The sequence below is a fragment of the Vibrio sp. V30_P3S12P165 genome, assembly GCF_009904905.1.
Lineage (GTDB): Bacteria > Pseudomonadota > Gammaproteobacteria > Enterobacterales > Vibrionaceae > Vibrio > Vibrio fujianensis.
In genome coordinates, this window is the sequence record NZ_WXWH01000074.1 from 44,566 (window position 1) to 64,761 (window position 20,196).

Genomic DNA, 20,196 nt, shown 5'->3' on the forward strand with positions numbered 1-20,196 from the left:
ATAGTCCACGATGTAACATCGTATAAATTGAAGGAAAATGGAAGCATGAACCACGCTCGCCCTATTCGTCGCGCTCTGATCAGCGTATCCGATAAAACTGGTATTGTTGAGTTTGCGCAAGCCCTCGCGCAACGAGGTGTCGATATTCTCTCCACTGGCGGTACTGCTCGTTTGTTGGCGGAACAAGGAATTACCGTGACCGAAGTGTCTGACTATACCGGTTTTCCAGAGATGATGGATGGGCGAGTAAAGACCCTTCATCCCAAAGTTCACGGGGGCATATTGGGCCGTCGCGGTCAAGATGACGCGATCATGGCCGAGCACGGCATTCAATCCATCGACATGGTAGTGGTTAACCTGTATCCCTTTGCTCAAACCGTGGCAAACGCCGATTGTACTTTGGCAGATGCCGTAGAAAATATCGATATTGGCGGGCCAACTATGGTGCGTTCAGCCGCCAAAAACCATCAAGATGTGACCATTGTGGTCAATGCTAAAGACTATTCACGAGTGATTGCAGAAATGGATGCCAATGAACGCTCACTCACACTGGCAACGCGTTTTGATTTAGCCATTGCCGCATTTGAACATACCGCCGCCTATGACGGCATGATTGCCAACTACTTCGGCACTATGGTTCCTTCTTATGGTGACAACACAGAAGGGGATGAAGAATCGACCTTCCCTCGCACTTTCAACCAGCAATTTATCAAAAAGCAAGATATGCGTTATGGTGAAAACAGCCACCAATCTGCCGCTTTCTACGTAGAAGAAACCCCTCAAGAAGCCTCGGTTGCGACCGCTCGCCAAATCCAAGGCAAAGCCCTTTCTTACAACAATATTGCTGATACCGACGCAGCATTAGAGTGTGTTAAAGAGTTTGTGGAACCCGCTTGTGTAATTGTCAAACATGCCAATCCATGTGGAGTCGCCCTAGGCAGCGATATTCTCGAAGCCTATAACCGCGCTTACCAAACCGACCCCACCTCGGCCTTTGGTGGCATTATCGCTTTCAACCGAGAACTTGATGCAGCAACAGCAAACGCAATTGTGGAACGCCAGTTTGTCGAAGTGATCATTGCACCGAAAGTCTCAGCGCAAGCGGTCGAAGTGGTGGCAGCGAAGAAAAATGTTCGTCTACTAGAGTGTGGTGAATGGTCAAGCAAAACTACCGGTTTGGATATGAAACGGGTCAATGGCGGCTTACTGGTGCAAGAACGCGATCACGGCATGGTATCAACCGCTGACCTTAACGTCGTCTCCAAACGTCAACCCACGGAAGAAGAACTCAAAGATGCGTTGTTCTGCTGGAAAGTGGCCAAGTATGTAAAATCCAACGCGATTGTTTACGCCAAAGGTGACATGACGATTGGCGTCGGCGCAGGGCAAATGAGCCGCGTTTACTCAGCGAAAATTGCAGGTATTAAAGCCGCTGATGAAGGTTTACCAGTAGCAGGGTGTGTCATGGCGTCAGATGCATTCTTCCCTTTCCGTGATGGCATTGATGCCGCGGCCCAAGCGGGTATTAAATGCGTCATTCAGCCTGGGGGTTCCATGCGTGATGAAGAAGTCATCGCCGCTGCGGATGAACACGGCATGGCGATGATCTTCACTGGAATGCGCCATTTCCGTCATTGAGTTTGGTTCTAGGTTCTAGGTTCTAGGTCCTAGGATCTGTTCTTCCTCGGACCTAATATAAAAATTTAAGGTAATTATTTATGCAAGTTCTCGTTATCGGTTCTGGCGGTCGTGAGCACGCTCTAGGCTGGAAAGTCGCGCAAAACCCTCAAGTAGATACCGTATTTATTGCGCCTGGCAATGCCGGTACTGCGCTTGAACCCAAGTTAGAAAACGTCAACATAGCGGTCGAAGATATCGCTGCTTTGGTGACATTTGCTGAGCAAAAACAGATTGATCTGACCATTGTTGGCCCAGAAATTCCATTAGTACTTGGCGTCGTCGATGCCTTCCGTAGCGCTAATTTACCCATATTTGGCCCAACTCAGGCCGCAGCACAACTCGAAGGTTCAAAAGCCTTTACCAAAGACTTTTTAGCTCGCCATCGTATTCCAACCGCGGCTTATGCTAATTTTACCGAAATCGAACCCGCACTGGCTTATGTGCGAGAGCAAGGTGCACCGATTGTCGTGAAAGCTGATGGGCTTGCCGCTGGAAAAGGCGTTATTGTCGCCATGACGGTGCAAGAAGCAGAAGCCGCCATTAAAGATATGCTGGCAGGGAACGCGTTTGGTGACGCGGGCAGCCGAGTTGTGATTGAAGAGTTTTTAGAGGGTGAAGAAGCCAGCTTTATTGTTATGGTCGATGGTGAACATGTATTACCGATGGCGACCAGCCAAGACCATAAACGCGTCGGTGATAACGACACGGGCCCAAATACGGGCGGGATGGGCGCTTACTCACCGGCTCCGGTCGTCACGCCAGATATTCATGAACGGATCATGCAGGAAGTAATTTATCCAACGGTGCGTGGTATGGCAGAAGAAGGCCATCCCTATACTGGATTTTTATATGCGGGTCTTATGATTGATCGTTCAGGCACACCAAAAGTGATTGAATACAACTGTCGCTTTGGCGATCCGGAAACACAGCCGATCATGATGCGTATGCAGTCGGATCTGGTTGAGTTATGCTTCGCCGCACTTGATGGCAAGCTAGACCAAGTCGAATCACACTGGGATCCTCGCGCATCGATCGGTATCGTCTTAGCCGCAGGCGGCTACCCTGCCGAATATCGTAAAGGGGATGTGATCCACGGTTTACCCACGACAGCAACAAGCGACCAAAAAGTTTTCCATGCCGGAACCGTCGAGCAACAAGGTGAGGTACTGACCAATGGTGGGCGGGTTTTATGTGCTACGGCACTGGGTGAAACGGTTTATCAAGCCCAACAACATGCTTATCAGTTAGCGAAGCAAATTCACTGGCAAGGCATGTTCTACCGCCATGATATCGGTTATCGCGCTATCGCCCGCGAGCAAGCGGAGAAGTAATCCAAACGCTTAATCGCAACTCTGTTGTCTCACAAGCCGGGTATCCCGGCTTGTTTATCTACCTATCGTTATCGTGCACCATTCACTCATCGCCAATCAATTCAGGCTGTTCAATACATCCATGTTGACTGTCCGTCATCATCAGTACATCTTGAACCTGCAATTGATTTCGAGTCTTTTTACCTAACAAAACAAGAAAATGCTCGTCGTTCAAACGTGATTGAATCCATTCAGGAACCGAAGCTTCAAAGGTAACTTGAGAGAATGATTGCGCCGAACAACTGGTCAATGTCTGATCGCGCCAAACACCTTGAAATAAAGTGATATGTTGACTCGCTTGCGCTTTACTGAGTTCAGATAAACCTTGTGCCTGCTGTTGATACTCGCGCCACTGCTGTTGGTTTAGGGGAAGGACTTTACCTTCGAGGCGAAACTGCTGATAAATCGCCTCACCTTGTTGGTTAAATCTTAAATGAACGCGATAAGGCACCAACGCGTTATCCTTTAACTGCATACCTTCCCGAACCACTTCACGAACTTGTCCATCTTCCCAGCGATAACTGGTCTGATAGTGTCCATAGTCACCTAATAAAACATAGTCTGAAGCTTTTACTGGACGATTCTGATACTCGGTGTACCAGTAGAGACGCGTCGCATCGCCGAGAGTTTGACCACCGGAGTAATCATGCAGTAATTCAAGGTTAGGATGAGGGAGAGAAGAGGCGCAACCGGCCAATAAGCCTATGGTATAAAGTTGTAGCAGAAGCCGTTTTTTCATAAAAGAGACGCCGAGATAAGATACCTCGGCGTAGTATAAATTACTTTACTGAATCTTTCAGTGCCTTACCAGCAACAAACGCTGGAACATTGGCCGCAGCAATTTGGATTTCTTCACCTGTTTTTGGATTACGCCCCGTACGAGCGGCACGATGATTTACTTTGAATGTACCAAAACCAATGAGTTGAACCTGGTCTCCTTCTTTCAGTGCCCCTTCAACAGCACCAAGAGTAGCTTCAAGAGCAGATTTAGCCTGTGCTTTTGAAAGATCTGCTTTCTCTGCGATAAAGTCGATTAATTGGGTTTTGTTCATTAGGTTTCCCTTCTTATAGGTTGTCAAATTCAGCCCACTCTAAAACATAAAGCCCCTGTCTGGCAAAGGTTTGTCGCGTCACTTCGGCTTCTCTGACGTAGTTTTAACCATAATATGAGCTTTAACTCACAATTTCCCCTTGATGATGGTAGGTATTAACCTTGTTTTTGGACGTTGACGCCATTATTTATACCCAAACAACTTAGCGTTGCAGGGAGACGGCAAGTTGGAAAGATATAGTTCAACATGGCGACAACAAGCATCAAAAACTAGATCAAAGCCAGCTTAGATAAAAACAGTATCCGACTTTAACCACGACAAATTGAACGTTTAACTGAGTAATTTTTCTTGCTATGAAGAGTAAATCACGATAGAAACACAACACATTAACTCGGTCAGACACCTAATTTTTAACATCACCATTTTTTGATCACGACCAGCTTAATGCTAAGGACTTTATGCTACTGCTTACTCTATACATCACGATTGCTATTGGTGTGTCATTTATCTGTTCGGTACTTGAAGCGGTGCTACTCAGTGTCACCCCAAGCTATATCGCTCAACTGAGACAACAATCTCATCCTGCAGCTCAAAAACTGAGCGACATGAAAGCAGATATTGATCGTCCACTAGCCTCTATCTTAACGCTCAATACGATCGCGCATACTGTCGGCGCATCTGTCGCGGGCGCGCAAGCGACCTTGGTATTTGGTAATCATTGGTTAGGGCTATTTTCTGCTCTGTTAACGCTGGCCATATTAGTTTTTTCTGAGATCATTCCGAAAACGATCGGGGCAACCTATTGGCGTCAATTGGCTCCGTTGAGTGCAACAATTCTGCGTGCCATGATCTGGTGGCTAACGCCTTTTATTTGGTTTTCTCAACAAATCACCAAGCGACTAGCAAAAGGAAATGAAACCCCGAGGCTGCGCGATGAACTGTCGGCGATGGCCTTAATGGCCAGTGATAGCGACGAGTTTGATGTCGGTGAATCTAAAATCCTTAATAATCTACTTAATATTCGGGCCGTCCCGGTGACCCAAGTGATGACTCCTCGGCCAGTTCTGTTCCGAGTACCAGCAGAAATGTCGGTTAACCAGTTTCTGCAAGAGCATCAAGATACGCCCTTTTCTCGGCCTTTAGTCTATAGCGAAGATACCGATAACATCCTTGGTTTTGTTCATCGGTTGGAATTATTCAAATTACATCAAAATGGTCTTGGTAATCAGCAACTCGGGGCCGTCATGCGCCCGATCCATGTACTACTTAATACCCAAACACTACCTGTAGCGTTTGAACAAATGCTTAAAATGCGCTTACAACTGGCGTTGGTGGTGGATGAATATGGTACGGTGCAAGGTTTGTTAACCTTAGAGGATATTTTTGAACACTTACTGGGCGAAGAAATCATTGATGAGGCCGATAAAATTACCGACATGCAACAACTTGCGACTGAACGTTGGGAGCGCTGGAAAAAAGAGCACCGGGTGATTGAAAGCCGAGATGAAGAAGACCCACAATAAGCGCACCTAGGGGAAATCTATCCGTCCCCCAATAAAACGCCATCCCCGCCTAAGCGGAGGATGGCGAAAAAGACCAAAACAGCTTCAATGCACCTGCCAATGGCGAAAATCACTCCCGGTAGGAGCCTGAGAGACGCGTAAATCAAACTCTGGCAACACAGCATAAAGATGGTCAAAAATATCTGACTGAATCCGTTCGTATTCCACCCAAACCGTGGTGGCCGTAAAGCAATATAACTCTAAGGCAACCCCTTCATGAGTCGGTGCCAGCTGACGCACCATCAAGGTCATATGCTGATGAATTTCAGGATGAGCACGAAGGTAGCGTTCTAAATAAGCCCGAAAACTGCCTAAGTTGGTCAACCGACGACCATTTATCGGAGTACTATCATCCACCTGATGCTCACGATTATAGGCGGTAATTTCTTCAACCTTTTGTTTTATATAAGGTTCCAGTAACTGAGCATGGGTTAATCGTTCAATCTCACGCTCAGATAAAAAGTGGATACTCGAGGCGTCAATCAGCACGCTACGTTTGATCCGTCGCCCCCCTGACTCCTGCATTCCTTTCCAGTTTTTAAACGAATCAGAAATCAGTGCGTAAGTCGGAATCGTGGTAATGGTTTTATCCCAATTTTGTACCTTGACCGTGGTTAAGCTGATATCAATCACAGCACCATCCGCACCATATTTTGGCATTTCTAGCCAGTCACCGACACTGAGCATCTTATTGGCCGAGAGTTGAACTCCGGCAACTAATCCTAAAATAGGATCTTTAAATACCAACATAATCACAGCGGTCATCGCACCAACACCGCTGAGTAGAATCAAGGGTGATTTGCCAATCAGAACCGAAGTGATCAATAACGCGGCAATAATAAACAAAATGATTTTCAGACTTTGAGAAATGCCTTTCAGGGGCATATTTCGCCCAATCGAGGTTCGAGAAAGTAACACCTCCAATGCGTTCAACAATGAGTACAAAGCTAGTAGCGCATAAATCACCACCCACAGCGCGACAAACATCAGAATACTTTCTCGTATTGCACTATCCGGAGCCAACCACCATTTGGCCTGAATCCCTATGACTATCCCCTGAATCATTAATGCAATACGGCTAAATAAGTTGCCAGCAAAAAGCACATGACGCCAAGAAGCCTGAGATTGTTCAGCATGCCGCTTTAACCAAGCCACCACACCTCGATGTAATAGGATATGGATAACAATGGCAATCAGCACAATCAGCCCCAAAGCTTCAGTCAGCTGAATCACTTGCGACATCTTAATACCATATTGACTCAACCATTGAGTCATGGATTCCAGCATGCTTTACTCCTTTTCTTACTTTTCTTAGCCTAAAGTGAGACCAATATTGCTGACACATTCATCACGCAACTCTTGGCGTAAATCTTTGATCAACTCAATATCTCTCTCAGTCGCTTCACGTAACGGTCGAAAAATTGCCCATTGCACATCCCATTCCTCGCACACCGCTTGATTATTTTTCTGATTATCGTTGGTAATGACGTCACCGGTTTGCGCTTCTTCCAACTGGGCAACCGTACGCACCGAGATCTGACTGATTTTTTGCATCGATTGGTAAAGATCATCCCGATCTAATAAGCCATGCAATAAGGTAGACAATGCTTCACAGGCATCAATGGCGGGATAAACTAAATAAAGCTCAAACTCCGCGGCGGTCGGAATTAAGACTTCCAGCTTTTCTAATTGACGTTCGAAATTGATTTTAGCATTTTTCACCGTCATCAGCTCCCAGACGCTATCAAGGATATCTCGATAGCCACGCGCTTGAGCAAACTCCGTTTGTTCACAGAACAAGGCGTAATTAGGATACATACGTTCACATAGGCATGCCATAAAGGTAATCTGTTGCCAAGGTTCAAACTTCTCAAGACGAAGTTGTAATGGGTTCTGTAACATAGCCACTCTAATGGTTGTGGAAAAAGACAACGAAAGTGTACTGGATAACCAGCAGAGGGAAAAGGATGCTTATCGATAATGTGCCCGATAATAACCCAAGATCAGATTGATATAACAAGATAGGGAAGCAGGATCATTTCCCTATCTTGGGCTGGCGGTTAAATATTCAGCAACAGGCTGGTTAACCAATGCGATGGGTACATTAATGGTTTGGCTGTCCCCTTTAATCACGCTTAATTCTCAAAAGACTAGCTGATCCTTAATGATCGCAAGCATTAACGCCTGAGGTTAAACGCCCACCAAGATAAGCCTGAACTAATAATTCTGGTGTCTCTGATGGTGCACCAACAACAACTTGAATTGAACGCGCTTCAAACAGCTGTTTCGCTTTTTGGCCCATTCCACCCGAAATAACCAATTCGACATTTTTGTCACCTAACCATGCTGGCAATAATCCAGGTTCATGGGGAGGAGCATCAACATCATTTCGTGAGACAATTTTTTTAGTATCTAAATTCACATCTAATAGTGCGAAGTTTTTGCAATGACCGAAATGTAGATCAAGTTTTCCGTCTGCGACAGGGATAGCTATTTTCATTTTATTTCCTTTATCTAACAAGCAATTGCCTGTACTTGATTCCAAATAATTTGAATCTCTTTTGATACATCGCTCTCACCTAGCTCGATCACACTTTTCTCTTCGATTTGAGCCTGAGTGATCGCTTTGTCATATCGGATTCGTCCAAGAATATGAGCGCGATAAGCAGCAGCAAGACCTTCAATCTCGGCCGTCATATCAGGGTTTATGTCCCATTTATTTACCACGATAGAAGCTGGTAGGGAAAAATGTTTCGCCAGCTGCAAAACACGTTCAATATCATGCTTTCCTGATAATGTTGGTTCGGTAACTAATACCAAAAAATCGGCACCAGTAATGGAAGCAATAGCTGGACACCCTATTCCGGGAGGCCCATCAACCAACAAAACATCAGCCTGTATTTGTCTGGCTTTTTTCTTTGCTTCCTGCCTCACCAGACTCACCAGTTTTCCGGAATTTTCGGCTGCGATACCCAAATGCGCGTGAACCATAGGGCCAAAACGGGTGTTTGAATGATACCATTCACCACATTTCCTTATAGGGAAGTCAATACAATGATCAGGACAAAAATGGACACAGACACCGCAGCCTTCACAAGCAATCGGATCGATACGATATTCACCACTTTCTTCGTTACGCTGGATGGCACCGAAACGGCAGTAATCGGTACATACGTCACACTGCGAACAGTCTTGAGTGCGAATAACCGCTTCATGTCCGCTAGTAAAGGTATGAATAGTCTGGATATCAGGTTGAAGGATCAGGTGTAAATCGGCAGCATCAACATCACAATCAGCGAATACCGCTTTATTGGCTAACGAGGCAAATGACGCTGTGAGACTGGTTTTACCTGTCCCTCCTTTACCACTTAAAATCACAATTTCCTTCATGCAACCTCTCCCGATTCTAAAACAAGTTTTATTGCAGACAATAATTGACTAAACTCGTCTTTTAATTGAGGTAATGCTGAAAACAATGACTCTCCCCGAGAGTAAGCTTCAGCTATCTTTCTGTTTTCGGGAATACGAAGCAAAACAGCGATGCCCTGATCCGCACAAAACCAATCAACACAGTTATCTATATTCTCAAAACGATTAATGATGACAGCAAAGGGGCGCTTTAACACTTCAAGCGTTTTGACGGCGATCTTCAAATCATGCAAACCAAATGGAGTGGGTTCTGTAACCAATAGAACAAAATCTGCATCCTGCACCGTACTCACCATTGCACAGGACGTCCCCGGAGGTGAGTCAATAATCGTCACTCCGTCTGATACCTGTTCTTTTACCGCATCAATCACCGGCGTCGCCATGGATGCACCGACATTCAATAAGCCTTCTATATAACGTATATTTCCTGCTTGGCCTTGGTTAAGCAAACCAACCGGATGCATTTCTTCCGTAATGGCTCTTTCAGGGCAAACATAGACACATCCACCACAACTATGACAAAGTTCAGGAAACACCATGGCATATTTCCCTTGAGTAACAATGGCATTAAACTGGCAGATATCAACACAATCGCCACATCCTGTGCAGCGTTGACGATCAATGACAGGAACCGGTACGCAAACCTTTTCGCTTAGCTCTATTTGTGGCTGAAAAAACAACTTCCCATTAGGCTCTTCAACATCGCAATCTAAATAAGTCACGGTACTCTCTGCTGACAGAGCCAATGCGATGGATACGGTTGTTTTGCCGGTTCCACCTTTACCAGAAGCAATGGCTAACTTCATAACTTCCCTCAATTTGATAAAAATTCAAGCTCCGAGCTTTTATCTCCCGAAGCTTGAGTTTATAGATCAGGCTTCTATGAGCTTGCCGCTATTAAGTAATTCAAGACACGCCTTCAGCGTCACTGAATCACTGTTAAAAATTTTAACGCCAGCACTTTTAAGCACTAGAGTGGCTTTGGGCCCACAAGAACCCGTGACCAAATATTGGACACCAGCCGCGATAACATCCTGAGCGGCCTGAATACCGGCTCCCTGAGCTGAAGCTGAATTGAGGTCATTATTCAGATATTGGATACTTTGCTGATCGGTATCGTAAATCAAAAATCCTGGCGCTCGACCAAACTTAGGATCTAATTCACCATTCAACGTGGATGATGCGGTAGTAAAAGCGATTATCATCTATGTGCCCTTTTATATACTGTCCCGTGTTAATGCCTGTATTCGTACTAGGCCGTAGAAAGTGCTCTGTGCTATTCAAAGTCAACAAATCCAATTCGGCCTTGTCCCACAGCATTTCTTCCCTGCCCTTGAACAGGAGTTCTCCGCCTCATTCCTTGAGAACCTTGCACGTTTTGTCCAGCTCTACGACCATTTCCAACCCCGGCGTTATCTCTTCTGTTACAATTTGGCCCGTCTTGACAGGCATTTCTCATTCGCTGACGTCGTCTGATGCGTTTACATGATTCACCATCACGCATGCGAGTTTGCTCTTCCCCACGACTCAACCCCATACTTCGGCCAGTACGTGGCCCATTACCTTGTGGTCCTGTTTTGTCATATCTAGGCATCGTTGCCTCCTAAATGTTTAATTTGTCTTCGACAGTGATTATCTGAGTTCCGGCAACCATTTCCTTGTGTCCTCTGCCTTATTCGCCGTCTCTTACCGCAACCAGGCATAGCAAAAGACACCCGTTCAAGCTGATCTTTCTGCCAACATTCAATAAGCTCGGAAACTTCCCCGGAACAGAACGGATAAACATTGATGCCTTGTTCTTCAATGGCTAACTGCAAGGAACGGGAAATCGCGCCACATATCAGCAAGTCGACTTTCTGAGAAACCAAAAAAGTCAGTTTATTGATTGCCGAGTCCACAGGTAAATCGACCACTTGTTGCTGCTGGATTACACTTTGTTGCGCTTCCAGCAACAAGACATGTTGTGCAACATCAAAAACCGGAGAGATTCGATTATTCCAAATAGTTAATGCGACTTTCATTCTGGACTCCATTGCTGATAATCCCTATAGAGCAACAAGCATTCCACTTTAATAACAAATACAAATTAAACTTATCCCTTTGTTTTTTAATACAAAACTAGAAAGATAAAAATCAGAGTTCCACACTACTGTTGCAATATTGCAAGCATAGTGATTGCAGTTCGATTCACAAATGCAACCATTGCAACGCCTTCTCACCCCATCACCAAACGTGACCTTATTCACGCTTTGCACAACACATCACCATTTCTAGGACTTTTTCCTAGTTCACCTAAGCCGCTCTCTGATGTTCAGAGATCAGACAAGACATACACTTTGCGACAACGCTTTAATGTCCCTTTTATTTATACGGCAAAGAGAACGTATTATGTTGCAATTCCTAGAACAAGTCAGAAAACCGACGCTAGACATCCCCGTCGAAGTAAGACGGAAAATGTGGTTTAAGCCCTTTCTTCAATCTTATTTAGTGGTCTTTATTGGCTATATGGCCATGTATTTGGTGCGCAAAAACTTCAATATTGCGCAAAATGATATGATCTCAACCTATGGTCTATCGATGACCGAACTGGGCTTAATCGGCCTTGGTTTTTCGATTACCTATGGGGTAGGTAAAACGTTAGTTTCTTACTACGCTGATGGTAAAAACACCAAACAATTTCTTCCCTTTATGCTGATCCTTTCCGGTTTAGCCATGCTTGGCTTTAGCTTTAGTATGGGTGGCGGTAGTGTGAGCCTGTTCTTAATGATCGCTTTTTATTCATTAAGTGGTTTATTCCAAAGTACCGGTGGGCCATCAAGTTATTCGACCATTACCAAATGGACACCACGCAATAAACGTGGCTCTTACTTAGGGCTATGGAATATGTCACACAACGTCGGTGGCGCTGGTGCGGCTGGGGTGGCTTTATTTGGCGCTAACTACCTGTTTGATGGCCATGTAATCGGTATGTTTATCTTCCCGTCTATTTTGGCATTAATCATCGGTTTTATCGGCTTACGTTATGGTAGTGACTCACCAGAAGCTTACGGCTTAGGTAAAGTTGAAGAGCTGTTTGGCGAAGCGATCAGTGAAGAAGATACTGCTGCCGAAGCGAACAACATGACTCAATGGCAAATTTTTGTTGAGTATGTTTTGAAAAACAAAGTCATTTGGTTACTTTGCTTTGCCAATATTTTCTTATATGTCGTACGAATCGGGATTGACCAATGGTCTACGGTTTATGCTTTCCAAGAGCTTGGTCTTTCAAAAGAAGTAGCAATTTCTGGCTTCACCATGTTTGAAGTCGGTGCACTCATTGGCACCTTGATGTGGGGGTATTTATCTGATCTCGCCAATGGTCGCCGCGCATTAGTCGCCTGTGTATCACTTGCCTTAATCATTATGACGCTGGAGTTCTACCAACACGCCAGCAGCGAATTTATGTATCTGGCCTCCCTTTTTGCTCTTGGCTTCTTGGTGTTTGGCCCGCAACTTCTCATTGGTGTTGCTGCGGTTGGCTTCGTACCGAAAAAAGCCATCTCGGTCGCAGATGGGGTCAAAGGCACCTTCGCCTACTTAATCGGGGATAGTTTTGCGAAACTGGGCCTCGGCATGATTGCTGATGGAACACCAATTTTTGGTCTTACCGGTTGGAAGGGTACCTTTGCTGCGCTGGATACCTCTGCATTTCTTTGTATTACCTTACTCGCTTTTGTTGCGATAGCTGAAGAGCGAAAAATTCGTAAAGAGAAAAAACGCCTGCTGCAGCTTGCAAGCAATCAAGCTTAATGATTCTCTCCCCACCGAAGAGCGACCTAGTCGACCAGTAGGATGGGGATAGCTGCCAAGTGGCAGGCCTATCATGACCTAGCCTGCCACTATTGCCCTCATCAATATTGTATTTATCCAATTACTCATTGCCAGCATCCTATTTTGGCGTTAATTTACCCAATTGGTTCTTCTAATCGATTCTGCTCATGTATAACGTCGTCTTAGTTGATGATCATATGATTGTCCGCTCCGGTTTCGCTCAGCTACTAAACCTTGATCCCGAGATCCAAGTCGCGGGAGAATTTGGCACCATTGATGACGCCACACGAGGCCTACCAGGCTGTCATGCGGATGTGGTGATCTTAGATATTTCCATGACCAATGAGAGTGGTTTTACGCTATTAGAAGCATTACCTTCAGGTATTGCGGCCATCATGTTAAGCGTACATGACTCTCCAGCCATGGTAGAAAAAGCGTTCGAGTTAGGCGCGAAAGGTTATTTGAGTAAACGATGCAGTCCTGATGAATTGATTCAGGCGGTCAAAACCTGTGCTCAAGGTGGCTGTTACCTGACCCCAGAAATCGCGAGTCGTTTGGTTATGCCAAAACAAACCCACTCACCTTTAGCCTCTCTCACCCCTCGAGAACGCGAAGTGTGTCAATTATTAGCAGAAGGCATTGACGTAAAAGCCATCGCCCAACAACTTGGCCTAAGCCCAAAAACGGTGCATGTGCACCGCGCAAATGGTATGGATAAACTGGGAGTCACGAATAATGTCGCGTTAGCCAAACTGATCACGAACGAGCTTAACTAATGCGCCTGCACCCATTTACAGCGCTCTGCAGCATGATGGTCACTGCTTGTGCGTGGTTCTGCTTATGGGTCATTGGGGTCTATTTTGTCAACGACTCGGAACTGGCTATATTATTTTTTCCTTTTGCTTTGCGATTAGGAATTACTCTGCACTGCGCGCCTCGCTACTGGTTAATCATTTACCTTACAGAATGGACACTGACCATCAGTTTGGCGTTATTACTGGCTCAGCCACAATGGTTAACCATTTTAATTGCCAGTGTATTAAGCCTTCCTATCACTGCCGTGGCCTATCATTATTATACTGGCGAGCAATGGCGCAGGCTGATGGTGATGGGCACACTGATTACCCTAAGTGCGACCCTCAATGCCGCTTCTGTCAGCCTGCACGTCCCCTCCATTTATCTCACTTGGTTGGTCAGCTTAACGGGGGGGCTGATGGTGGTTCCGACCTGCTATTTATTATGGAACTACCTGTTCCAGACCCATTGGATCCCGCTGTCAGTACAACTGATTCGGCGAACACCACGCTTTAACATCAAAGCGATCTCGCTGTGTAGCCTGCTATTTTTTATTAGCATTATCTTACAAACCAGCTTACCGGAAGAGTTACGCCGCTTTGCCCCTTTCTGCCTCGCGATTCCGATCATTTTATTAGCATTACGCTATGGCTGGCAGGGCGCGTTACTCGCGACTCTCCTTAATAGTATTGCCTTAATTGCCGCCCGAAGCGATGTCACGAACCTAGAAATCACCGACTTATTACTCTCTATCTCAGCACAAAGTTTAACCGGGCTATTTCTCGGGGTTGCCGTACAAAGACAGCAAGATCTCAACAGCCAATTACGCCAAGAATTGAGGCGTAATCAATCATTATCTCAGCAACTGGTCAAAGCAGAAGAGTCCGTTCGAAAAGAAGTCGCGCGCGAGTTACATGATGAGATAGGCCAGAGCATTACCGCCATTCGTACTCAAGCCAGTATCATTAAACGTGCAGAGCAAACCCAAATAAAAGAGGCTTGCGCTCATACCATTGAACAACTGTCACTGAATGTTTACGACACGACCAAACGGCTGCTGAGTAAATTACGGCCACGATCGTTAGATGATTTACGCCTCTTAGAAGCCATTCAGCAACTGATCCGAGAGATGGAATTTGCCCGTAATGGCATTCAAGTCAACTTAACCGTGCAAGGTAAAGTGGAAACCCTCAGCGATACACTGCAAGTCACCCTATTTCGATTGTGTCAAGAGGCATTAAATAACGCACGTAAGTATGCTCAAGCGAACAATATTGACATTTCATTAGTAGTGGCAGAAAAAATCACCTTATGCATCGAAGACGATGGTATTGGTTTTAGCCAAATCGATAGCCTGCAAGGGATGGGGCTCAAAGGCATGAAAGAGCGAGTACAAGCATTAGGTGGGCGGTTTTCTCTCCAGTCACAAAGTTCATCACCGAGCGGCACACAATTGTATGCTCAATTACCCATAGTGTAGCAGTAGCCATGTTGAGTTTTTTATATCGTTCCCATACCCCTTCACCCTTGACCGATCCCGCAACGATCAATGCGACCTATCGCTACTGGCGTTTACACATCATGCTTGGTATGTATCTAGGCTACGCGGGGTTCTACTTTACACGGCGAACACTCAACTATGCGGCCCCTAGCTTGCTGACGGATTTAGGATTAGATAAAGGCGACTTTGGCTTATTAGGAACGTTATTTTACATCACGTACGGTTGCTCTAAATTTATTTCTGGGACAATTTCTGATCGCTCAAACCCGCGCTATTTTATGGGTATCGGCTTGATTGCTACTGGCTTTATCAACATTGCTTTTGGCTTTTCCAGTTCGATCAGCGCCTTTATTTTACTCTGGGTTCTTAATGCTTGGTTTCAAGGATGGGGTTGGCCGGCTTGCTCCAAATTATTAACGACTTGGTATTCTCGCTCTGAACGAGGTTGGTACTGGGCCATTTGGAACACGGCGCACAATATTGGTGGGGCATTGATTCCGATCATGGTTGGCTACCTAACACTGCACTTTGGTTGGCGACATGGTTTTATTTGGCCGGGCGTGATTGGGGTACTGATTGGGTTGATTCTCTGCTGGCGATTGCGAGATAAACCCATTACTCAAGGTTTACCTAAAGTGGGTAACTGGAGGAACGATCCACTAGAACAGGCTCAAGAAAATGAAGGGCAAGGATTAAGTTACCAACAAATACTCGCCCAGTATGTCTTCACTAATCGCTATATTTGGTTACTCGCTGCCAGTTATATTTTGGTTTATATCGTACGCACCGCCATTAACGACTGGGGAAATTTGTACTTAACCGAGCAGCATCACTACAGCCTAATCAACGCCAATGCCGCGCTGTCTTTATTCGAAGTGGGTGGATTTATTGGTTCACTGGTAGCAGGTTGGGGATCGGATAAATTATTTGCTGGTAACCGCGGCCCGATGAACCTCCTGTTCGCGATTGGTATTTTCTTATCGGTTGCCGCGTTATGGCTCATGCCTATGACGCACTTTATATTTCAGTCGGCGGCCTTATTTTGTATCGGTTTTTTTGTGTTTGGGCCACAAATGTTAATTGGTATGGCGGCGGCAGAATGCTCCCATAAAGACTCTGCAGGGGCGGCAACCGGCTTTGTTGGGCTTTTTGCCTACATGGGCGCAGCACTGGCCGGCTATCCGTTGGCCATCATTTTGGAACACTACCAGTGGAATGGTTTCTTTATCACCATTGCTCTCTGCGCTGGAGTCATCGGCTTACTGCTGCTGCCTTTTCTTTTAGCTCAATTGCCGATAAAAAGTCAGCGCCACATCACACACCATTGAGCAGCAATTTCGAACAAAATGTCATCACGGACAAAATATAATCGCGAAAGGTCAACAGCCCCTAATGACCTCTCACTATGCCCAAACAACTTGGAGTTGCAGATCGGCGGCAAGTGAGTTCATCGCCATAAGCATAGACAGGCTATGTGATTACAGTCAACGAACGTAGCCCCGGCAGATTCAAGTAAGAAGGGGATTATAAGCGGTGCTACTGATGCACTTTAAAATGGCTCATATGCTGGCTCAACTGTTGTGCCAACGCTTTCAACTCCTGGCTGGCATGTTCTGATTGCTCACAGGCATTGACCGTCTGGGCAACCGCATCATTAATATTAGCGATGTTGCGGTTAATTTCATCAGAAACAGAAACCTGCTCACTGGCGGCACTGGCGATCTGAATATTCATCGCGTTAATCGTTTCAACGGTGGTGGTAATTTCATGCAACGCGGTACCGGCTTGTTCGGCCTGCTGAACAGAATGTCCCGAGCTATCAATACTATGCTGCATCACATTGACGGCCTGTTTTGAACCTTGCTGCAGCCGCTCGATCATGGTTTGGATTTCTTCGGTCGACTGCTGAGTTCGGCTTGCTAAAGCTCTGACTTCATCAGCAACCACAGCAAAACCTCGCCCTTGCTCACCGGCACGGGCCGCTTCAATCGCGGCATTTAACGCTAATAAGTTTGTCTGCTCGGCAATACTACGAATCACCTCAAGCACGGCATCAATATCACGACTCTGCTGCTCTAACTGTTGAAGTACTTGTCCGGTCTGTTCAATATCATTCGACAGCTGATTTATTCCCCCAACCACCAAAGCCACGATCGATTGTCCGTCGAATGTTGCTTTATTGGCTGCTTCGGTTGCCTCTGCTGCTTCAGCAGCATTCTTCGCGACTTCCTGCACCGTTGCGACCATTTCATTCATTGCCGTGGCCACTTGCTCGGTTTCCGAATGCTGCCGTTGAATGATACTCCCAGTTTGCTCAGTCACCTGAGAAAGCTGCTCTGCGGCAGAATTCAGCGATAGAGAAACTCGGTTTGCTTGCACGACGGTATCATGCACTTTGTTCACAAAGTGGTTAAATTGGCGCGCTAATTCTCCCACTTCGTCTTTAGCACGGTCATCCAACCTCAATGTGAGATCACCATCACCATGTGCAATATCAGCCATCGCTTTCGCCGCTCGATTAATTGGGCTGGTAATGCCCAGCGCAATCAAATACGCAGCAAGCAAACCTAATACCAGCGCCGCTAACGCTCCCCACATGGCTTGGTACAACAGCCCTTGTTCCGCTGCCACACTGTGGCTACGATCCATCGCAATTTCTATCACCGCGATCGGATGACCAGAATAATCAGGAATGGTGTGCAGATAGGTCGCTAACGGTTTCCCTTTTAACTCACTGCGACCCTGTTCGAATTCAGCTTGCCCTTTAAATACCGCCATGATTTGCTCGGGTGCGCTTAACATGACGCCATCTGTAGTAGAAGCAAAAGTGCTTACCTGACCATTTTCAACGGTATATAGATTAACATCCACACCAAAGGACTGTTTAAACTGGTCAAAAAAGGTCTGATCAAACGACATGCCGAACTCCACGGAGCCGACATGCTGCTTCTGGTAATAAACAGGAACAATGCCGCGAATGCCAATTCCTGCGACCCCTTTTTCCAATCCCATGATCGTGCGCTGAGACTGATTGGTGGTCACAACAGTTTTACGAAACGAGGCGAGATCGTCGCCAAATTTCTCTGGCTTATGAGCACGAAGAAAGGAGATTGCCGGCGGAGTATGAAACTGAAATTGTCTCACACCATATTCTTGTGCCACGGTTTTAAACATCGGTATCACACGGCTTGCTAGCGCTTGGCGATCTCGATAGGCAAAATCCTGTTGGATTTCTGGCGTTAGAGCAACCACTTTGGCCAACCCAGTAGCTAAATTGCCACTGCTATCGATCCGCGCCAGAGCGATATCATAAAAGCCCCTCAATTCGCGCATCTCAGCCACCTTCACCGCCTCTCGCGACTTCGACAATGATAGTGCGATGGTTAACGCCGAAACTAACACCACCAGCAAGCTTATCGCGAACATCACGCGAGTCTGAATTTTAAACTGGTCAAACATACCGAATCCCTTGTTTTGCACTTTTATTTACTATCGGTGAAGTGCACGATTTGTGAACCTGCTAAACATCATCCAATTGATCTATCTCAATCTTCTTAACATAAATATTAGGATATTTAATACAGGTCACAAATCATTTGGGAACGCGATCCTCAATTGCGTCAGGCTGGGCTCACGGCTTTGTCTTTCTCGCTATTCTGGCTGATATAACGCCATCCGAGTCGAAACTTTTTGCAGATACTGTTTTGTCTCGTCGTAAGGTAAATGCTGGATCAACCGTTGATACACTTGTTCTGGTGTAAGTTGATTGATAATCACAGCAGCTTGACGAATATTGGTCGAGCGATCGGGGTTAAAAGTACGCGCCACATTACCGGCACCGGTATTGTAAGCGGCAATCGTACAATATAAACGGCTTTGATCATCGGTAATCGCTTTGAGATAACTACTATTGAGAATATGTAAATACGCCGCCCCCGTTTCAACATTAATCTCAGGCTGATATAAATCAGCTTCTGTCATCGGCGCATCAATCTGACGTATCCGTCGATTCACATCATGCCCTGCGGTCGTTGGGACGATTTGCATTAAACCAAATGCAGGCACATGCGATTTTGCTTGAGGACGAAACGCAGATTCACTGTGCATGATGGCCATCACCAGTGCTGGATCTAACGCCCATTTCCCGCTTTCTTCCAGCGCTAACGGTTGATAGGTTTTTGCCCTCGTTGCTAAACTATTGTTCGGTAAGTTGACCTTATAACTGATGATTTTTTTCGGCGCTTGTGGAGCCGTAACTTCCTGATCGGTCGCCTGCTCTGTGGAAGAATTTGTAAGCGGTTGGCGGTGAGCTTGATACTGCTGGCTAATGACCATTATTCGCGCTTTCGCTTCATCAAGTAACGCCATTTTTTTTCGATAGGCCCGCTGGTAAATAAAATCATCAGCCACCCCAATATTCGCCGCAATGAGTCGGTCGGCCTGAATATCATATTCATTCATTTGCGCGTAGGTTTGCTCAATGATAAATTTTTTCTCTTTTTGCTCTTGGGTCATCGAGTAGTCAAGGTTTGCGGTAGAGACTTCCGCTTGAGTCAAATCTAAAGTTTCACCATCGGAAAGTTGTGCTTGCGCTTCGATGAGCTGACTCACCTGAGCTTGATCCATTGAAGGGTCGACTAATACCGATACCACTGCGGTATTATTTTCATAATCGACGACCCTTTTGACCGCGTTGCTCTCACTGTAAGTCACTTCGGTGGACGAATCGGAGAGTTCTGCGCTTCCCCAACGATCAATTAACGCCAGACGCTGTTGATCAAGTTGAGTGGTATACGCGTCTCGCCACGCTTCATACTCATCTAGCCGTGCATCAACATACTTCTCAAATTCTTGATATTGCGCTTGTTTACTCTGTTTTACCTGCTCGGTTGCTTGAGTGAGTTCAGCAAACGCCGCCTCTGAATTGGCCACACTCACTGAAGATAACGTACTCAATAACAATACCAAGAGGGGCTTTTTTGTGCCTTTCATCATTT

General features: G+C 45.9%; 19 protein-coding genes. 7 read left to right on the top strand and 12 right to left on the bottom strand.

What is annotated here, in order from left to right; all coding sequences use genetic code 11:
• Window positions 1-45 precede the first annotated feature (45 nt).
• Together purH and purD are read left to right on the top strand one after the other, a co-directional pair.
• The gene (purH, locus tag CAG57_RS14055; protein WP_161427954.1) at window positions 46-1,638 is read left to right on the top strand and encodes a bifunctional phosphoribosylaminoimidazolecarboxamide formyltransferase/IMP cyclohydrolase; all 1,593 of its coding nucleotides are present in this window, start codon (window positions 46-48) and stop codon (window positions 1,636-1,638) included.
• A gap of 80 nt (window positions 1,639-1,718) precedes the next feature.
• On the top strand, window positions 1,719-3,011 hold the full coding sequence (gene purD / locus CAG57_RS14060; RefSeq protein WP_161427955.1) for a phosphoribosylamine--glycine ligase: 1,293 nt from the start codon (window positions 1,719-1,721) through the stop codon (window positions 3,009-3,011).
• Between the two features lie 82 nt (window positions 3,012-3,093).
• Here the strand turns inward: purD and CAG57_RS14065 are convergent, their stop codons facing one another.
• Both CAG57_RS14065 and hupA read right to left on the bottom strand, forming a co-directional pair.
• On the bottom strand, window positions 3,094-3,789 hold the full coding sequence (locus CAG57_RS14065; RefSeq protein ID WP_161427956.1) for a DUF1481 domain-containing protein: 696 nt from the start codon (window positions 3,787-3,789) through the stop codon (window positions 3,094-3,096).
• 40 nt (window positions 3,790-3,829) lie between these two features.
• Entirely contained in the window at window positions 3,830-4,102 is a 273-nt protein-coding gene (gene hupA / locus CAG57_RS14070) for a nucleoid-associated protein HU-alpha (protein ID WP_099610756.1), read from the bottom strand.
• A 458-nt stretch (window positions 4,103-4,560) separates the two neighbouring features.
• Here hupA and CAG57_RS14075 point away from each other — a divergent pair, with 458 nt between their 5' ends.
• Window positions 4,561-5,625, top strand: a complete 1,065-nt coding sequence (locus CAG57_RS14075) for a CNNM domain-containing protein (RefSeq protein ID WP_099610757.1) — start codon at window positions 4,561-4,563, stop codon at window positions 5,623-5,625.
• Between the two features lie 84 nt (window positions 5,626-5,709).
• Here the strand turns inward: CAG57_RS14075 and CAG57_RS14080 are convergent, their stop codons facing one another.
• From CAG57_RS14080 to CAG57_RS14115, 8 genes are all read right to left on the bottom strand, one after another.
• Window positions 5,710-6,951: a mechanosensitive ion channel family protein gene (locus CAG57_RS14080; RefSeq protein WP_161427957.1), complete on the bottom strand. Its 1,242-nt coding sequence runs from the start codon at window positions 6,949-6,951 to the stop codon at window positions 5,710-5,712.
• 24 nt (window positions 6,952-6,975) lie between these two features.
• Complete coding sequence (locus CAG57_RS14085) at window positions 6,976-7,566, bottom strand: YjaG family protein (protein WP_161427958.1); 591 nt, start codon at window positions 7,564-7,566, stop codon at window positions 6,976-6,978.
• Between the two features lie 259 nt (window positions 7,567-7,825).
• Window positions 7,826-8,164 carry a NifB/NifX family molybdenum-iron cluster-binding protein gene (locus tag CAG57_RS14090; protein WP_161427959.1) on the bottom strand — a complete coding sequence of 113 codons (339 nt, stop codon included), beginning with the start codon at window positions 8,162-8,164 and terminating at the stop codon, window positions 7,826-7,828.
• A 14-nt stretch (window positions 8,165-8,178) separates the two neighbouring features.
• Window positions 8,179-9,054 carry an ATP-binding protein gene (locus CAG57_RS14095; RefSeq protein WP_161427960.1) on the bottom strand — a complete coding sequence of 292 codons (876 nt, stop codon included), beginning with the start codon at window positions 9,052-9,054 and terminating at the stop codon, window positions 8,179-8,181.
• The gene (locus CAG57_RS14100) at window positions 9,051-9,899 is read right to left on the bottom strand and encodes an ATP-binding protein (protein WP_099610762.1); all 849 of its coding nucleotides are present in this window, start codon (window positions 9,897-9,899) and stop codon (window positions 9,051-9,053) included. The genes CAG57_RS14095 and CAG57_RS14100 overlap by 4 nt, the downstream gene beginning before the upstream one ends.
• 66 nt (window positions 9,900-9,965) lie before the next feature.
• Window positions 9,966-10,298 (bottom strand): NifB/NifX family molybdenum-iron cluster-binding protein, encoded by a 333-nt coding sequence (locus CAG57_RS14105; protein ID WP_099610763.1) that lies wholly within the window; start codon window positions 10,296-10,298, stop codon window positions 9,966-9,968.
• A 71-nt stretch (window positions 10,299-10,369) separates the two neighbouring features.
• A complete protein-coding gene (locus CAG57_RS14110) occupies window positions 10,370-10,687 on the bottom strand; it encodes a DUF5320 family protein (protein ID WP_099610764.1) in 318 nt (105 codons plus the stop codon).
• Window positions 10,680-11,114 (bottom strand): NifB/NifX family molybdenum-iron cluster-binding protein, encoded by a 435-nt coding sequence (locus tag CAG57_RS14115; protein WP_157928682.1) that lies wholly within the window; start codon window positions 11,112-11,114, stop codon window positions 10,680-10,682. The genes CAG57_RS14110 and CAG57_RS14115 overlap by 8 nt, the downstream gene beginning before the upstream one ends.
• A 367-nt stretch (window positions 11,115-11,481) precedes the next feature.
• Between CAG57_RS14115 and uhpT the strand changes: the two genes are divergently transcribed.
• The 4 genes from uhpT to CAG57_RS14135 all read left to right on the top strand — a co-directional run bounded on the left by uhpT (window position 11,482) and on the right by CAG57_RS14135 (window position 16,527).
• Window positions 11,482-12,882, top strand: coding sequence for a hexose-6-phosphate:phosphate antiporter (gene uhpT, locus CAG57_RS14120; RefSeq protein WP_099610766.1), 1,401 nt, complete (start codon window positions 11,482-11,484; stop codon window positions 12,880-12,882).
• A gap of 188 nt (window positions 12,883-13,070) precedes the next feature.
• Window positions 13,071-13,679, top strand: coding sequence for a transcriptional regulator UhpA (gene uhpA / locus CAG57_RS14125; RefSeq protein ID WP_099610767.1), 609 nt, complete (start codon window positions 13,071-13,073; stop codon window positions 13,677-13,679).
• Window positions 13,679-15,178 (top strand): signal transduction histidine-protein kinase/phosphatase UhpB, encoded by a 1,500-nt coding sequence (gene uhpB / locus CAG57_RS14130; RefSeq protein ID WP_161427961.1) that lies wholly within the window; start codon window positions 13,679-13,681, stop codon window positions 15,176-15,178. The genes uhpA and uhpB overlap by 1 nt, the downstream gene beginning before the upstream one ends.
• An 8-nt stretch (window positions 15,179-15,186) precedes the next feature.
• Complete coding sequence (locus tag CAG57_RS14135) at window positions 15,187-16,527, top strand: MFS transporter (protein ID WP_161427962.1); 1,341 nt, start codon at window positions 15,187-15,189, stop codon at window positions 16,525-16,527.
• 208 nt (window positions 16,528-16,735) lie between these two features.
• Here CAG57_RS14135 and CAG57_RS14140 read toward each other — a convergent pair whose 3' ends face one another.
• Together CAG57_RS14140 and CAG57_RS14145 are read right to left on the bottom strand one after the other, a co-directional pair.
• Entirely contained in the window at window positions 16,736-18,658 is a 1,923-nt protein-coding gene (locus CAG57_RS14140; RefSeq protein WP_161427963.1) for a methyl-accepting chemotaxis protein, read from the bottom strand.
• Between the two features lie 192 nt (window positions 18,659-18,850).
• Window positions 18,851-20,191 (bottom strand): transglycosylase SLT domain-containing protein, encoded by a 1,341-nt coding sequence (locus tag CAG57_RS14145; protein WP_161427964.1) that lies wholly within the window; start codon window positions 20,189-20,191, stop codon window positions 18,851-18,853.
• Between the last annotated feature and the right edge of the window lie 5 nt (window positions 20,192-20,196).

What these genes read in the sequence shown, in the direction of transcription:
- purH (WP_161427954.1), top strand. Translation starts at nt 46, where the DNA reads ATGAACCACGCTCGCCCTATTCGTCGCGCTCTGATCAGCGTATCCGAT.
- purD (WP_161427955.1), top strand. Translation starts at nt 1,719, where the DNA reads ATGCAAGTTCTCGTTATCGGTTCTGGCGGTCGTGAGCACGCTCTAGGC.
- CAG57_RS14065 (WP_161427956.1), bottom strand. Translation starts at nt 3,789, where the DNA reads ATGAAAAAACGGCTTCTGCTACAACTTTATACCATAGGCTTATTGGCC.
- hupA (WP_099610756.1), bottom strand. Translation starts at nt 4,102, where the DNA reads ATGAACAAAACCCAATTAATCGACTTTATCGCAGAGAAAGCAGATCTT.
- CAG57_RS14075 (WP_099610757.1), top strand. Translation starts at nt 4,561, where the DNA reads ATGCTACTGCTTACTCTATACATCACGATTGCTATTGGTGTGTCATTT.
- CAG57_RS14080 (WP_161427957.1), bottom strand. Translation starts at nt 6,951, where the DNA reads ATGCTGGAATCCATGACTCAATGGTTGAGTCAATATGGTATTAAGATG.
- CAG57_RS14085 (WP_161427958.1), bottom strand. Translation starts at nt 7,566, where the DNA reads ATGTTACAGAACCCATTACAACTTCGTCTTGAGAAGTTTGAACCTTGG.
- CAG57_RS14090 (WP_161427959.1), bottom strand. Translation starts at nt 8,164, where the DNA reads ATGAAAATAGCTATCCCTGTCGCAGACGGAAAACTTGATCTACATTTC.
- CAG57_RS14095 (WP_161427960.1), bottom strand. Translation starts at nt 9,054, where the DNA reads ATGAAGGAAATTGTGATTTTAAGTGGTAAAGGAGGGACAGGTAAAACC.
- CAG57_RS14100 (WP_099610762.1), bottom strand. Translation starts at nt 9,899, where the DNA reads ATGAAGTTAGCCATTGCTTCTGGTAAAGGTGGAACCGGCAAAACAACC.
- CAG57_RS14105 (WP_099610763.1), bottom strand. Translation starts at nt 10,298, where the DNA reads ATGATAATCGCTTTTACTACCGCATCATCCACGTTGAATGGTGAATTA.
- CAG57_RS14110 (WP_099610764.1), bottom strand. Translation starts at nt 10,687, where the DNA reads ATGCCTAGATATGACAAAACAGGACCACAAGGTAATGGGCCACGTACT.
- CAG57_RS14115 (WP_157928682.1), bottom strand. Translation starts at nt 11,114, where the DNA reads ATGAAAGTCGCATTAACTATTTGGAATAATCGAATCTCTCCGGTTTTT.
- uhpT (WP_099610766.1), top strand. Translation starts at nt 11,482, where the DNA reads ATGTTGCAATTCCTAGAACAAGTCAGAAAACCGACGCTAGACATCCCC.
- uhpA (WP_099610767.1), top strand. Translation starts at nt 13,071, where the DNA reads ATGTATAACGTCGTCTTAGTTGATGATCATATGATTGTCCGCTCCGGT.
- uhpB (WP_161427961.1), top strand. Translation starts at nt 13,679, where the DNA reads ATGCGCCTGCACCCATTTACAGCGCTCTGCAGCATGATGGTCACTGCT.
- CAG57_RS14135 (WP_161427962.1), top strand. Translation starts at nt 15,187, where the DNA reads ATGTTGAGTTTTTTATATCGTTCCCATACCCCTTCACCCTTGACCGAT.
- CAG57_RS14140 (WP_161427963.1), bottom strand. Translation starts at nt 18,658, where the DNA reads ATGTTTGACCAGTTTAAAATTCAGACTCGCGTGATGTTCGCGATAAGC.
- CAG57_RS14145 (WP_161427964.1), bottom strand. Translation starts at nt 20,191, where the DNA reads ATGAAAGGCACAAAAAAGCCCCTCTTGGTATTGTTATTGAGTACGTTA.